Annotated in this window: 13 protein-coding genes; 2 read left to right on the top strand and 11 right to left on the bottom strand. The window is 72.3% G+C overall.

Translation table 11 applies throughout. The features are described from left to right. Nucleotides 1–32 precede the first annotated feature (32 nt). Nucleotides 33–893, top strand: coding sequence for a 3-hydroxybutyryl-CoA dehydrogenase (locus ACFY8U_RS28990; protein ID WP_389575268.1), 861 nt, complete (start codon nucleotides 33–35; stop codon nucleotides 891–893). Between the two features lie 81 nt (nucleotides 894–974). Here the strand turns inward: ACFY8U_RS28990 and ACFY8U_RS28985 are convergent, their stop codons facing one another. The 10 genes from ACFY8U_RS28985 to infC all read right to left on the bottom strand — a co-directional run bounded on the left by ACFY8U_RS28985 (nucleotide 975) and on the right by infC (nucleotide 12,103). After that, on the bottom strand, nucleotides 975–1,505 hold the full coding sequence (locus ACFY8U_RS28985; RefSeq protein WP_361438914.1) for an NUDIX domain-containing protein: 531 nt from the start codon (nucleotides 1,503–1,505) through the stop codon (nucleotides 975–977). A 51-nt stretch (nucleotides 1,506–1,556) separates the two neighbouring features. Beyond that, nucleotides 1,557–2,897, bottom strand: coding sequence for a transcriptional regulator (locus ACFY8U_RS28980; protein ID WP_361767722.1), 1,341 nt, complete (start codon nucleotides 2,895–2,897; stop codon nucleotides 1,557–1,559). A 267-nt stretch (nucleotides 2,898–3,164) separates the two neighbouring features. Next, nucleotides 3,165–4,244, bottom strand: a complete 1,080-nt coding sequence (locus tag ACFY8U_RS28975; protein ID WP_389575267.1) for a PP2C family protein-serine/threonine phosphatase — start codon at nucleotides 4,242–4,244, stop codon at nucleotides 3,165–3,167. Nucleotides 4,245–4,625: 381 nt separating this feature from the next. Then, nucleotides 4,626–7,154, bottom strand: a complete 2,529-nt coding sequence (gene pheT / locus ACFY8U_RS28970) for a phenylalanine--tRNA ligase subunit beta (RefSeq protein WP_389575266.1) — start codon at nucleotides 7,152–7,154, stop codon at nucleotides 4,626–4,628. Further along, nucleotides 7,154–8,281 carry a phenylalanine--tRNA ligase subunit alpha gene (gene pheS / locus ACFY8U_RS28965; protein ID WP_361438928.1) on the bottom strand — a complete coding sequence of 376 codons (1,128 nt, stop codon included), beginning with the start codon at nucleotides 8,279–8,281 and terminating at the stop codon, nucleotides 7,154–7,156. The genes pheT and pheS overlap by 1 nt, the downstream gene beginning before the upstream one ends. Nucleotides 8,282–8,419: 138 nt before the next feature. Continuing rightward, nucleotides 8,420–9,568 carry an ATP-binding protein gene (locus ACFY8U_RS28960; RefSeq protein WP_389575265.1) on the bottom strand — a complete coding sequence of 383 codons (1,149 nt, stop codon included), beginning with the start codon at nucleotides 9,566–9,568 and terminating at the stop codon, nucleotides 8,420–8,422. 82 nt (nucleotides 9,569–9,650) lie between these two features. Next, the gene (locus ACFY8U_RS28955; RefSeq protein ID WP_389575264.1) at nucleotides 9,651–10,490 is read right to left on the bottom strand and encodes a TrmH family RNA methyltransferase; all 840 of its coding nucleotides are present in this window, start codon (nucleotides 10,488–10,490) and stop codon (nucleotides 9,651–9,653) included. Between the two features lie 145 nt (nucleotides 10,491–10,635). Then, entirely contained in the window at nucleotides 10,636–11,022 is a 387-nt protein-coding gene (gene rplT / locus ACFY8U_RS28950) for a 50S ribosomal protein L20 (RefSeq protein WP_017241732.1), read from the bottom strand. 107 nt (nucleotides 11,023–11,129) lie between these two features. Beyond that, entirely contained in the window at nucleotides 11,130–11,324 is a 195-nt protein-coding gene (rpmI, locus tag ACFY8U_RS28945) for a 50S ribosomal protein L35 (protein WP_019884943.1), read from the bottom strand. A gap of 122 nt (nucleotides 11,325–11,446) precedes the next feature. Beyond that, a complete protein-coding gene (gene infC / locus ACFY8U_RS28940) occupies nucleotides 11,447–12,103 on the bottom strand; it encodes a translation initiation factor IF-3 (protein WP_260230413.1) in 657 nt (218 codons plus the stop codon). A 390-nt stretch (nucleotides 12,104–12,493) separates the two neighbouring features. Here infC and ACFY8U_RS28935 point away from each other — a divergent pair, with 390 nt between their 5' ends. After that, a complete protein-coding gene (locus ACFY8U_RS28935; RefSeq protein WP_361438936.1) occupies nucleotides 12,494–12,853 on the top strand; it encodes a DUF1844 domain-containing protein in 360 nt (119 codons plus the stop codon). A 36-nt stretch (nucleotides 12,854–12,889) separates the two neighbouring features. Here ACFY8U_RS28935 and ACFY8U_RS28930 read toward each other — a convergent pair whose 3' ends face one another. After that, a complete protein-coding gene (locus tag ACFY8U_RS28930) occupies nucleotides 12,890–13,624 on the bottom strand; it encodes an SseB family protein (protein WP_389575263.1) in 735 nt (244 codons plus the stop codon). Nucleotides 13,625–13,804: the final 180 nt, after the last annotated feature.

Here is a 13,804-nt window from a genome sequence, read left to right as displayed (position 1 = left end):
TGAAGAGCGAAAGGCACGAGGTGACGGACTCCATGGCCGACATTGAGCGCGTCGGAGTGGTGGGCTGCGGCCAGATGGGCGCGGGCATCGCGGAGGTGTGTGCCCGCAGCGGCCTCGAGGTGAAGGTCGCCGAGACGACCGGCGAGGCCCTGGAGATCGGCCGTACGCGGCTGTACAACTCGCTCGCCAAGGCCGCCGAACGCGGCAAGATCAGCGAGGAGGAGCGCGACGCGACGCTGGCGCGCCTCAGCTTCACCACCGACCTCGGCGAGTTCGCCGACCGCGACCTCGTCATCGAGGCCGTGGTGGAGAACGAGCAGATCAAGACCGAGATCTTCAAGGTGCTCGACCAGGTGATGACGCGGCCCGACGCGATCCTGGCCTCGAACACCTCCTCCATCCCGCTGGTGAAGCTGGCCGTGGCGACCTCCCGCCCGGACCAGGTCATCGGCATCCACTTCTTCAACCCGGCACCGGTGCAGAAGCTGGTGGAGCTGATCCCGGCCCTCACCACCTCCGAGGGCACGATCAGCCGCGCCCAGGTCTTCGCCGAGAAGGTGCTCGGCAAGCACGCGATCCGCGCGCAGGACCGCTCCGGCTTCGTGGTGAACGCGCTGCTGGTCCCGTACCTGCTCTCCGCGATCCGGATGTTCGAGTCCGGCATCGCGAGCCGTGAGGACATCGACAACGGCATGGAGTTCGGCTGCGCCCATCCGATGGGCCCGCTGAAGCTCGCCGACCTGATCGGCCTGGACACGATCGCCTCGATCGCCGACTCCATGTACACCGAGTACAAGGAGCCGCTGTACGCCGCTCCCCCGCTGCTCCAGCGCATGGTGGACGCGGGCCGGCTCGGTCGCAAGACGGGCTCGGGCTTCTACCCGTACCCCTGAGCCCCACGACCACCGTTCGGCCCGTACACCCGCACAGGTACGGGCCGTTCGGCGTTCCGCCACGGGTGCGGCCTCGGCCGGTCAGCCGAGGCGCAGGTGGTGGAGCAGGAGCAGTCCGGCAGCCATGTTGGCGGCCGGTATCTCGCCCCGGGCGATCATGTCCGGGATCAGCTTGAGCGGTATCCACTCACGCCGTGAGGACTCGAAGTCGTCCTCGGGCGGGCCGATGTACGTGGCCTCCTCGGCCCAGTAGAGATGGTGCCGGGCGTCGGTGAGGCCGTTGGAGGGCTCGACGGTGAGGAGATGGCGCAGGGGTCCGGGGCGCCAGCCCGTCTCCTCCTCCATCTCGCGGGCGGCGGCGGCCGCGAGATCCTCGCCGTCCTCGACGACGCCGGCGGCCAGCTCCCAGCCCCAGCTGTCGGTGATGAAGCGGTGCCGCCAGAGCATGAGGACTTCGTTGGCCTCGTTGACGGCGGTCGCCACGGCGACCGGGCGGAGCCGGATCAGATAGTGGTCGAGGTGGCGGCCGTCCGGGAGCTCGACGTCCGCGAGGTTCACCCGGAACCAGCGGTTCTCATAGACAGGTTGTTCGCTCAGTTTCGTCCACTGCACGTTTCTGCCACCTTCCGATTGGTCGGTGGCAATATGGCAGCAGCCCGGGGCTCACAGGGGAACGCGTAGCGCCCCGTCGATGAGTTCGGCAGCCTGCCTCGCGTCCGCGCAGTCGGTGGCCAGCAGGTACTCCCGCACCAGCCTCAGCCGGTCGCGCAGCCGCTGCGACTCCATCCCGCGCGCCCGCTCCGTCATCTCCACGGCCGTCCGCGCCGCCGCGTCGGCCTCCCCCTGCCGCAGCTCGATCTGGCAGAGCATGGCCAGCCGGTGCACCCGGCCCCGGTCGTGCGCCGGTGTCTCCACGGCCTCCCGCGCGTGCTCCCGGGCCGCGGGCAGGTCACCCAGACTGAGCAGCGCCTCGGCGACCTGCACGTTGACCAGCCCCGGCTGGACATAGCCGGTCTCGGCCGGCTCATGGCCCGGCCGGATCCGCTCCGCCTCCGCCTCCGCGCGCCGGATGCAGACCAGCGCCGAGGCGCCGTCGCCGAGATGGGCGTAGGCCTTCGCCTGCATCGCGGAGAGGTCCGCCGCGAGCGCCGGGGTGATCTGCCGTCCGGCCGACCGCAGCGCCGCCTCGGCGAAGGCCACCCCCTGGCGGTACTCCCCCATGAACAGCGACTGGTTGACGAGGAGCGCGACCACATAGGCGCCGAGGCCTCGGTCCCCGCTCGCCTTCGCGAGCCGCAGCGCCTGGTGGAAGTAGCGCTGCGCGAGCCCATGGGCGTCGGAGTCGTACGCGCAGATGCCCGCCACCGCCACCAGACCGCCGGTGGCGCGGTGCAGCTGCCGGCCGACGCTGTCGCTGTACGAACCGCGCAGCAGCGGCGCGGTCTCGGAGTTGAGGAAGCCGACGATCCGCACGCGCGTCGCGACGCCGCCGGCCTTGCGGTACATCTGCTCGTAGTGCGTCCGGGCGGCGCCGAGCATGGCGATGTCGGCCATGGAGACCCGCGTCCGGCCGTCGCGGGAGACGTCGGAGTCCTCCGGCGGGTTCTCCCACTCCCAGACCGGCATCACGGCGGGCGTACCGGTGACCGCCTGCGCGCCGAGTATGTGCGGCCGTTGCTGCTCGTCGGAGCGCCACAGGGCGGTGGCCCGCTCGACGAAGCCGGAGAGCGGGGAGCTGGACGCGACGGCGTCACCGCCCCCGACGCCGAGCCCGATGTCGTCGAGGGAGACCGCCCGGTGCAGCCGCGTCCCGAGCACCTCGCAGATCAGGTCGGGCACCTGGCCGCGCGGCCGCTGACCCTTCAACCACCGGGCCACGGCGGTGTGTTCGTACCGCAGCGCAAGCCCCCGGGCGCGGCCGGCGCGGTTCACATGGGCGGCGAGGCCGGCCCGCGAGATACCCGCCTCGTCCAGCAGGGCGTCGAGCAGGGTGTTGGGCTGCATGGGGCCCCTCCGATGACTCGGTCCGCGCCCGACCACCGTAGTGGAGGGCGGTTTCGCACGGGGTGTGAATGAAGTGCCCGTTCTTCCGGTCCGAGCGCTCTGCCGCCGCCGCCCCGCTGACGGTTGACTGAGCGCCTCGCCGCAAGGCGACCCGGGCCGCCGGGCTCCCCCCTCGTACAGTGCGGCGGCCCGCCCCGCGCCGCCCGCCCGCCGACCTGCCCGACACTCCGAGGCGGTCCGGGCGGCGCCGGCCTCATGTCCCGTCGCTCAACAGTGAGGGGAGGGTGCAGGTCGGGTACGGCGCAGCCCGGGTTCGGCGGGCTGCGCCGGAACCCGCACGCGGTCGTTGCGGACGACCAACAGCGCCACGTCGTCGGCGAGTCGGCCGCCGGTGTGCCGCAGCAGGGCTCCGTGCACGCGGCGGACCAGTGCGGCCGGGGAGACGGGCGCGTCACGCGCGGCTTCGGCCAGGACCCGTTCGAGGGCGAAGAAGCGGCCCGCCCTGTCGCGGGCGTCCTCCGCGCCGTCGGTGTGCAGGAAGAGCGCCTCGCCCGGAAGGAGCCGCGTGCAGGGGTACGCGAGGAGTTCGGCCGGCAGCGGGAAGGCGCCGAGCGGCGGAAGCGGGTCGCCGACGGCGACGGGCTCCACCCGGTGGGCGATCCGGTACGGGCCCGGGTGCCCGCAGTTGAGGGCGTACACCTCCCCGTCCGCGCGGATCTCCAGAAGCAGCACGGTGACGAACTCCTCGGCCGCGGGGTGCTCCGGCTCCCGCCCGGCACAGACCGCCGGGTGCTCGTCGCGGGCCCGCTCCCGCAGGTGGCGGGCGAGCGCACGGTCGAGCCGGCGCAGCACGCCGCCGAGTTCGGGCTCGTCGTGGGCGGCCTCGCGGAAGCTGCCGAGCACGGCGACCACCGCGCCGAGGGCCGCGAGGCCATGGCCCCGGACGTCGCCGATGACGACCCGCACGCCGTACGGCGTGGCCAGCGCCTCGTACAGATCCCCGCCGACGGACGCGCCCCGGGAGGCGGAGAGCTGGCCGGCGGCGACGGAGAGGCCGTCGAGCCGGGGCGCGGGCGGGCGCAGCAGCACGCGCTGGGTGGCGTCCGCGATGGCCCTCATCCGCTCCAGCTCGCGCGAGAGGCCGCGGCGGATGCCGAGGATGAGCCCGGTGCCGACGGTGAAGAAGAGCACGCTGGTCGCGATGCGCATGGGGAGTCCGGGTTGTTGCGCCAGGGGACAGCCGAGCTTCCACGTCACGGCCACGGCACCCCAGAGGGTGGGAAGGGCGAGTGGTCCCAGCCGGCGCAGCCGGGAGTCATAGGAGAGCAACGTCCTTGTACGGATCATCCACGGCCCTTCCTGAGGCCCTGCAGCGCCCGGAGGCCCTGCGGCGCACAGGCCCGCCCCTGTGGCCGCGTCGATTCTCCCGACCCCACCGGGCCCGGGGGAACACGGTCCGGACATCTCACCCGAAGGAGTGAGCGCCCCCCGCGCGCCGCGGCGCGCCACCCGTCCGCCACCCGCACAGGAGGCGCAGTCCCGCACGGGTGCGCCCCCTGGGCCTCAGGTCGTCGTGCGGCGCCTGATGTCGAACCACCCGGTGACATCCGCATCGCGGGGTTGTCGGGCCGAGGAATCCCGGGGGAACGCAGGAGGCGGCATCGAGGGAGAACGCCGGAGGGGGCCGGCCGGTGGTCACCGGTCCGGCCCCCTCCTGGGTCACCGCGCTCAGGCGCCGCGCAGTACCGCGCCCGTGCGCTCGGACGCCAGGGCGACGGCCGCGTCGCGCGCGGCGCTGGCCTCGTCGACCGTGAGGGTGCGGTCCGTGGCGCGGAACTTCAGCGCGTACGCCAGGGACTTCTTGCCCTCGCCGAGCTGGTCGCCGGTGTACACGTCGAACAGCCGGATGGCCTCGAGGAGTTCACCGGCGCCGTCGCGCAGCGCGGCCTCGACCGTGGAGGCCGGGACCGACGCGTCGACGACCAGGGCGACGTCCTGCGTGGCGACCGGGAAGGAGGAGATGCCGGGGGCCTTCAGCGGGCCCTCGTTCGCCTGCTCCACCAGGTCCAGGTCCAGCTCCATCGCGCAGGTGCGGTCCGGCAGACCGAACGCCTTCACGACGCGCGGGTGCAGCTCGCCGCCATGGCCGACGAGGACCTTCTCGCCGTCCACGACCGCGTGGAACGCGGCGCAGCGGCCCGGGTGCCACGGGGCGTGCTGGTCGGCGCTGATGATCAGCTCGACACCGGCCTCCGCGGCGACGGTGCGCGCCGCCTGGATCGCGTCGGCCCAGTCGGACGGACGTCCCTTGCCCCACCAGCCGGCCTGCTCACGGGCCCCGGCGAGGACGACGGCGACGCGCCGCGGCTGCGCGGGCAGCGCGGCGTTGACGCCTTCGATCTCCTCGTCGGTGGGACGGCGGTCGACGGGCAGCCGCACGGCGACGCCCGGCTGCTCGCCCGGCCGGAAGACCAGACCGGTCTCGAAGAGCGCCAGGTCGTGGCTGCCGCGCCCGTCGTTCCGGCGCAGCGCGCCGAGCAGGCCCGGCAGCAGCGTCGTACGGAGCGCAGGCTCCTCGTCGGAGAGCGGGTTGACGAGGGTGACCACACGGCGGCGGGCGTCGTCCGCGTCCAGGCCGAGCTGGTCGAAGACCTGCGCGCCGATGAACGGGTAGTTCAGTGCCTCCACGTACCCGGCGCCGGCCAGCGCGCGGCCGACCCGGCGGTGGGTGCGCTGGCGCTCGGTGAGGCCACGCCCGGCGGGCGGCTTGGGCAGCGTGGAGGGCAGGTTCTCGTAGCCCTCCAGGCGGATGACCTCTTCGGCCAGGTCGTTCGGCACGTAGAGGTCGGGGCGCCACGACGGGACGGTGACGACGAGCTCGTCCTGCCCGTAGACGTCGCAGCCGATCTCCTGGAGACGGCGGACGACGGTCTCGCGGCCGTAGGCGACACCCGCGACCTTGTCCGGGTGGTTCGCCGGCATGGTGACCGTGCGCGGCGCGGACGGCGCGACGATCTCGGTGACCCCGGCCTCGGCCGTGCCGCCCGCGAGCAGCACGAGCAGGTCGACGCAGCGCTGCGCGGCGGCGGCCGCGGCCTGCGGGTCGACCCCGCGCTCGAAGCGCCGGGACGCCTCGGAGGCCAGCTTGTGCCGTCGGGCCGTCCGGGCGATCGAGATCGCGTCGAAGTGCGCGGCCTCGATGACCACCTCGGTGGTGCCCGTGACGATGCCCGTCTCGGGGTCGGTCACCGGGTCGGCGATCTCCGTGTGGGCGCCGCCCATCACGCCGGCCAGACCGATGGGGCCGCTGTTGTCGGTGATCAGCAGGTCCCCGGAGTCGAGGACGCGCTTCACGCCGTCGAGCGTGGTGATCGTCTCTCCGGCGGCGGCGCGGCGGACGCCGATGGGGCCGTCGAGCCGGGTCCGGTCGTAGGCGTGCAGCGGCTGGCCGAGCTCCAGCATCACGTAGTTGGTGATGTCGACAGCGAGCGAGACCGTGCGCATGCCCGCCTTCTGCAGGCGGCGCTGCATCCAGATCGGGGTGCGCGCCTCGGGCGTGACACCGACGACCGTGCGCGCGGTGAAGCGGTCGCAGCCGACCGGGTCGGCGACCTGGACCGGGTAGCCGTACGAGTTCGGCGCGGGCACGTCGAGCAGCGCCGGGTCGCGCAGCGGCAGGCCGTACGCGATGGCGGTCTCGCGGGCGACACCGCGCATCGAGAGGCAGTAGCCGCGGTCGGGCGTGACGGCGATGTCGAGGACCTCGTCGTACAGCTCCAGGAGCTTCGTGGCGTCGATGCCGATCTCGAGCTCGGGCGGCAGCACGATGATGCCGTGCGAACCGTCGTCGCCCATGCCCAGCTCGTCGCCGGAGCAGATCATGCCGCGGGAGACCCGGCCGTACGTCTTCCGCTCGGCGATCCGGAAGTCACCGGGGAGCACGGCGCCGGGCAGCGCCACGACGACCTTGTCGCCCTCGGCGAAGTTCCGGGCGCCGCAGATGATCTCCTGGGGCTCGCCGGTGCCGTTGGCCTGGCCGACGTCGACGGTGCAGAAGCGGATGGGCTTCTTGAACTCCGTCAGCTCCTCGATGGTGAGGACCTTGCCGACCACCAGCGGGCCGGTCAGGCCGGCGCCGAGCTGCTCGACGGTCTCGACCTCGAGTCCTGCCGAAATGAGCTTGGCCTGGACGTCACGTCCGGTCTCCGTCGCCGGCAGGTCGACGTACTCCCGCAGCCAAGAAAGCGGGACCCGCATCAGATCTCCATCCCGAACGGCCGGGTGAACCGGACGTCACCCTCGACCATGTCTCGCATGTCTTCGACGTTGTGGCGGAACATCAGCATCCGCTCGATGCCGAACCCGAAGGCGAATCCGCTGTACTTCTCCGGGTCGACACCGCAGGCGACGAGCACCTTGGGGTTGACCATGCCGCAGCCGCCCAGCTCGATCCAGCCCTCGCTGCCGCAGGTGCGGCAGGGCCGGTCCGGGTTGCCGACGGACTCGCCGCGGCAGACGTAGCAGAGCATGTCCATCTCGGCGGACGGCTCGGTGAACGGGAAGAAGTTCGGGCGGAGCCGGGTCTTCATGTCGGGCCCGAAGAGCGCCTGGACCATGTGGTCGAGGGTGCCCTTGAGGTCGGCCATGGTCAGGCCCTCGTCGACGGCGAGCAGCTCGATCTGGTGGAAGACCGGGGTGTGCGTGGCGTCGAGCTCGTCGGTGCGGTAGACGCGGCCGGGGCACACGACGTAGACCGGGGGCTCCCGGTCGATGAGCGTGCGGGCCTGTACCGGGGAGGTGTGCGTCCGCAGCACGACACCGGACTCGTCGCCGGTCGTCCCCTCCGGGCCCTGGACGAAGAAGGTGTCCTGCATCTGGCGCGCCGGGTGGTCCGGCACGAAGTTGAGGGCGTCGAAGTTGAACCACTCCGCCTCGACCTCGGGACCCTCGGCGACCTCGTATCCCATGGAGACGAAGACGTCGGCGACCCGCTCCATGAGCGTGGTCAGCGGGTGGCGGGCGCCGGCCGGGACCCGGTCGTACGGCAGGGTGACGTCCACCGCCTCCTCGACCAGGACGCGGGCGTCACGCTCGGCCTCGAGCTCGGCCTGGCGGGCGGCGAGGGCCTTGGAGACCGCGCCGCGGGCCTGGCCCACGAGCTTGCCGGCCGCGGCCTTGGCCTGCGGCGGCAGCGCGCCGATCTCGCGGTTGGCCAGCGCGAGCGGCGAGGTGCCGCCCGTGTGCGCGACCTTCGCGTGCGCGAGCGCGTCGAGGTCACCCGCGGCGGCGAAGGCGGCGAGCGCCTCGTCCCGCATGCGCTCGATCTCTTCCGGTTTCAAGGCCTCGACCTCAACCGGGTCGTACGACTTATTGGGTGCGGACATCTCTTCCCGTGCTTCCGTTTGGCTGGCTTGGGCGCGGCCCCGCTCGACGTCAAGGGCGCAAACGTGCCAAAGGTCGAGTCTAACGGGGCGCGGGGACGCGAATGAGCCCGTGGGCGGGCCGGACGGCTGGTGATCTCGTCAGGCGAGATAGGCCGGGGCGCCGACGGGCAGGATAAATCGGAACTCGGCGCCGCCCCGGGGGCCGCGGCCGACGGTGATGGTGCCGCCGTGGGCCTCGACGATGCCCTTGACGATGTAGAGGCCGAGTCCGGTGCCACCGCGCTTGCTCCCCCGCCAGAAGCGGGTGAAGACACGGCCCATCGACTCCTCGGGGATGCCGGGGCCTTCGTCGCTCACGGTGACCGCCGTTCCCTTCTCTCCGTCGGTGGTGGCGCAGGTGGGTGCCACCTCGATGGTGACGGTTCCCTCGCCGTGGCGCACCGCATTTTCCAGCAGGTTCCCGAGGACCTGGTCGACCTTGTCGGGGTCGGCCCACAGGTCGGGGAGCTCGGGCCGGACGCGGACGAAGAAGCGGTCGGGGGACTGTCCGCCGGTGGTGTGTGCCTGGATGTGGCGGCCGACGGCGGCGGCGATGTCGACGGGCTGGCGGCGCACCTCCAATCGGCCGGAGTCGATCCGGGAGATGTCGAGGAGTTCGGCGATGAGCCGGGTGACGCGGTTGGCGTCGGCGTCGACGGTCTCCAGCATCAGCCGCTTCTGGTCGTCGGTGAACCGCTCCCACTTGGCGAGCAGGGTCGCCGTGAAGCCCTTGACGGAGGTCAGCGGGGAGCGCAGTTCGTGGGCGACGGTGGCGATGAGCTCGGCGTGGCTGCGCTCGGTCCGGCGCCGGGCCTCGGTGCCACGCAGCGAGACGACGACGCGGCGGACCGGGCCGGTGGGGTGCTCGCGGACGTAGCGGGCGGAGACGAGGACCTCGCGGCCGCCGGGCAGGAGCAGATTGCGCTCCGGCTGGCCGCGGCGGGTGGCGAGCCCGCCGTACGGGTCGGTGAGGGTCCACCAGCGGCGCCCCTTGAGGTCCTCCAGGGGCAGCGCCTGGTCGAGCGGGAGACCGAGGGCCTGGTCCGGGGGTACGGAGGTGATGCGGGCGGCGGCGGCGTTGAAGCAGACGACGTGTCCGGTGGCGTCGGCGACGACGAGGCCGTCGGGCAGCTCGTCGGGGTCGACGCCGGGGATGTCCGGTGCCGGTCGGGAGGACCCTTCCGGGTCCTCCGGGGCATCCGGCGCGGTACTCCGTGCCTGTGCGGGACTGTCCGTTCCGACCGTCATCCCCGTTCCCCACCCCTCCGTGTAGCGCAGTGGGCCCCCGAGTTGGTCACCCTACTAGGTGCGGGTGACGCTTTGGAGCCCCTCAGCGGGAGGTTCGGGAGCGCTGGGCACGCGCGGAGGCGTAGAGGCACACGGCGGCGGCCGTCGCGAGGTTGAGGCTTTCGGCCTTGCCGTGGATCGGTACGCGTACCACCGCGTCGGCGAGCGCGCGGGTCTCCTCCGGGAGCCCCCAGGCCTCGTTGCCGAAGACCCAGGCGGTGGGTCCGCCCATGGTGCCGGCGTCCAGTTCGTCGTCGAGGTCGTTCTGTCCGGCGCCGTCGGCGGCGAGAATCCGTACGCCCGCGCTCTTCAGACCGGCGACGGCCTGCTCGACCGGGACGCCGACGACGACCGGGAGATGGAAGAGGGAGCCGACGGAGGCGCGCACGGACTTGGGGTTGTACAGATCGACGGAGGCGTCGGTGAGGACGACGGCGTCGGCGCCGGCCGCGTCGGCGCAGCGCAGCACGGTGCCGGCGTTCCCGGGGTCGCGTACGTGGGCGAGGACGGCGACGAGCCTGGGCCTGGCCGCGAGGACCTCCTCGAACGGCGAGTCGAGGAAGCGGCAGACTCCGACGAGGCCCTGCGGGGTGACGGTCTGGGAGACCTCGGCGAGGACGGCGTCGGGGGCGAAGTGGACCCGGGCCCCGGCCGCGCGGGCGGCGTCGACGATCTCCGTGTACCGCTCGGCGGCCTCGACGGTGGTGAAGAGCTCGACGAGGGTGGGCTCACCGGAGCCGCTGCGGTGCTCGACGGCCTCGCGGACGGCCTGCGGGCCCTCGGCGATGAAGAGGCGGTCCTTGCCCCGGAAGTTGCGCTTGGCGAGCCGCCTGGCGGCGACGACACGGGGCGAACGCGGGGAGATCAGCTCGGGGGTACCCATGGGGTCGGTGGCTCTTTTCGGGGGTCCGGGCGGGTGACGGGGGCTGGGGGTGTCCGGCGGACACCCCCTGGCGTGCTCCGAACACGACCGGACCCGCAGGCCCGAAGGCCTGCGGGTCCGGTGCGGAAGATCTGCGGCCTGGGGATCAGGCAGCGGCCTTCGGCGCGTTGACGTCGGCCGGGAGGGCCTTCTGCGCGACCTCGACCAGCGCGGCGAACGCGTTGATGTCGTTGACGGCCAGCTCGGCGAGGATCTTGCGGTCCACCTCGATGTTGGCGGCCTTCAGACCCTGGATGAGGCGGTTGTACGTCATGCCGTTCTGGCGGGCAGCGGCGTTGATGCGCTGGATCCACAGCTGACGGAAGTCGCCCTTGCGCTTCTTGCGGTCGTTGTAGTTGTAGACCAGGGAGTGGGTGACCTGCTCCTTGGCCTTGCGGTACAGGCGCGAACGCTGACCGCGGTAGCCGGAGGCCGCCTCGAGGATCGCCCGGCGCTTCTTGTGGGCGTTGACTGCCCGCTTGACGCGTGCCACTTCTTAACTCCTTGTAGCGGGGCCGTGGGGGTACTCACACGACCCGGAAAACGGATGGGTCCCGGTCTTGGCCGGATGCCCTCGTCGCCGAGGGCGGGAGATCAAGATCAGATGCCCAGCATCTTCTTGATCTTGGCCGCGTCGCCCGGGGCCATCTCGGCGTTGCCGGTGAGGCGACGCGTCAGCTTGGACGACTTGTGCTCGAGCAGGTGGCGCTTGCCGGCGCGCTCGCGCAGCACCTTGCCGGAGCCGGTGATCTTGAAGCGCTTCTTGGCACCGGAGTGCGTCTTGTTCTTCGGCATCGCGCCGTTATCTCCTCGTCAGTGGCGCTCCCCCGGTGCGGACACCGGACATCCAGGAGCGTCAGTTCTCGTGTGGTGGTTCCGGGCGTGGCCCGGGGCTGCCTGGGTGGCAGCCCCTCGCGTCACGCCTCGGGGTTCTCGGCCTCGGCGGGAGCCTCGGCCGAAGCCTCCTCGGCCGGAGCCTCGGCGGTCTCGTCGGACGAGACGCCCTGACGCTCCGCCTTGCGTGCGGCCTGAGCCTCACGCGCCTCGGCCATGGCCTCGGTCTTCTTCTTGTGCGGGCCGAGAACCATGATCATGTTCCGGCCGTCCTGCTTCGGGTTGGACTCGATGAAGCCAAGCTCCTCGACGTCCGAGGCCAGCCGCTGCAGCAGCCGGAAGCCAAGCTCGGGACGGGACTGCTCACGACCACGGAACATGATCGTGATCTTGACCTTGTCACCCTGCTTGAGGAACCGGACGACGTGACCCTTCTTGGTGTCGTAGTCGTGCGGGTCGATCTTCGGCCGGAGCTTCATCTCCTTGATGACCGTGTGCGCCTGGTTCTTGCGCGCCTCACGGGCCTTCATGGCCGACTCGTACTTGAACTTCCCGTAGTCCATGAGCTTGCACACGGGCGGACGGGCGTTCGCCGCGACCTCGACCAGGTCGAGGTCGTACTCCTGTGCGAGCTCCAGGGCCTTGGCAAGCGGAACAATCCCGACCTGCTCGCCGCTGGGACCGACAAGTCGCACCTCGGGAACGCGAATCCGGTCGTTGATGCGGGGCTCGGCGCTGATGGATCCTCCTCGGTAGCACCACGCGACCGCCTGGCGGACGGACGCGTACTGTCTGTTTTAGTGAGACCAACCGCGCCGGGATATGAAAAATGCCCCGGACGGGACACAGGCGGGGCTCCACGGAAATACCGGAGCACCGCCGCGGTGAACCGCGGGGCGCACATCGGGCGGCTCCATCGTCCGTACGGAACGATGGGCGCCACCTGACCGGTGACCCGCCGCTCCGGAGAGCGGCCAGGTGGGAGATCGGAGCCTCCACTTGTGGGCCGGGCACATAGGTGTCCGGCCGGTCGTTACACAAGGTTAGCACCGACCGTCCTGGTTCGCTAACCGAGGCCGCGGGAGGAGACCGCGGGACGCCGGGCGGCCCGCCCGGCTTATCGTGTGGGCATGAGCGAGACGCCCCACACCGAGTCCCCCGACTTCGACGACATGACCCGTGACATCGCGGAGGTGCCGGCCGTCGAGGTCATCGTGACCGTCGCGGTGAACCTGATGAGCGCCGCCGCGGTGAAGCTCGGGCTCACCGAGGACGGCGAGCAGCACAAGGACCTCGACGAGGCGCGCAAGCTGGTCCACGCGCTGGCCGGCCTCCTCGACGCCGGTGCGACGGAGATCAGCTCCTTCCACGCGGCGCCGCTGCGCGACGGCCTGAAGTCCCTGCAGCTTGCCTTCCGCGAGGCCTCCATCGTCCCGGACGAGCCGGGCCAGGGCCCGGGCGAGAAGTACACGGGCCCCGTCTACGGCTGACGCCCGCCGGGGGTGCGGGGGTCGCCCCCCGCAGGATCACCGCTTGACGTAGAAGGGCTCGCCCGGAGGCGTGGCCGAGGCCGGCAGCAGTGCCAGGTCGAGGCCCCGCACCAGGCGGGCCCTCAGTGTTTCGTCGGCGGCGAGGCCGCGCGCCACGCGCTGGGCGGCCTCCGCGGGGGCCGCGTCCTCGGAGAGGACGAGGGCCAGCGTGCCGTCGGCGCTGCCGGGGCCGAGGTGGGCGCGCAGGACCGCGGGCTCGGCCGCGACCGCCTTCCGTACCGCCGCCCGTACCGCCGGGTCGTCCAGCGGGTCCGCGCTGGTGCGGCCCTCCGCGAGGGCGAGCAGCGCCGGGCCGGTCAGCTGGTACGGAACCGGGCCCGCGAGGTCGAGGACGACGGTGTCCGCCTTCTCGTGCGCGGCGGCCTGGAGCGCCTGGTGCAGGGGGACGGCCACCGGCCGGGCCTCCGGGTCCCAGAGGGCGAGCGAGGCGATCGAGGTGAAGGCCGGCAGCGCCCGCCGGTCGCCCGCCGTGAGCGTGGGCACGGCCATGTCGCTGGTCTTCTCGCGGCGCAGCCCCGTCTCCGGGTCCTCCTCGACCTCGCCGAGGACCGCGACGACGGGCACCAGCAGACGCGCGTCCTTCAGCGCCTCCAGGACCGGTCCGTGCGCGGTTCTGTCCGCCGCCCAGGCCGTGAGGGCCTCGGCGAGCCGCGGGTCGGCGTTTCCGTCGTCGTCGGAGAAACCGGGGTCAGGGATGTTCTTGAGCGCCACGCACCGAGCCTATCCGGCCTCGGGGGGCCGTCTTCCCAGCGGGTGGCCGGCGCGGCCACAGGCCGCTCCCCGGCGCCGTCCCTGGCGTCCGCCCGTGCCACGCCCCAGACTTGCCCTGCCGTCCGTCGTGCTCGCGGCGGCCGCCCTGTGCCACCCCCGTGCGGCCGGCCGGTCCGGTCC

Source organism: Streptomyces sp. NPDC012508 (assembly GCF_042902595.1).
Taxonomy (GTDB): domain Bacteria; phylum Actinomycetota; class Actinomycetes; order Streptomycetales; family Streptomycetaceae; genus Streptomyces.
Note: the sequence above shows the minus strand (reverse complement) of the source record. Positions and strands in the feature narration are given on the sequence as shown.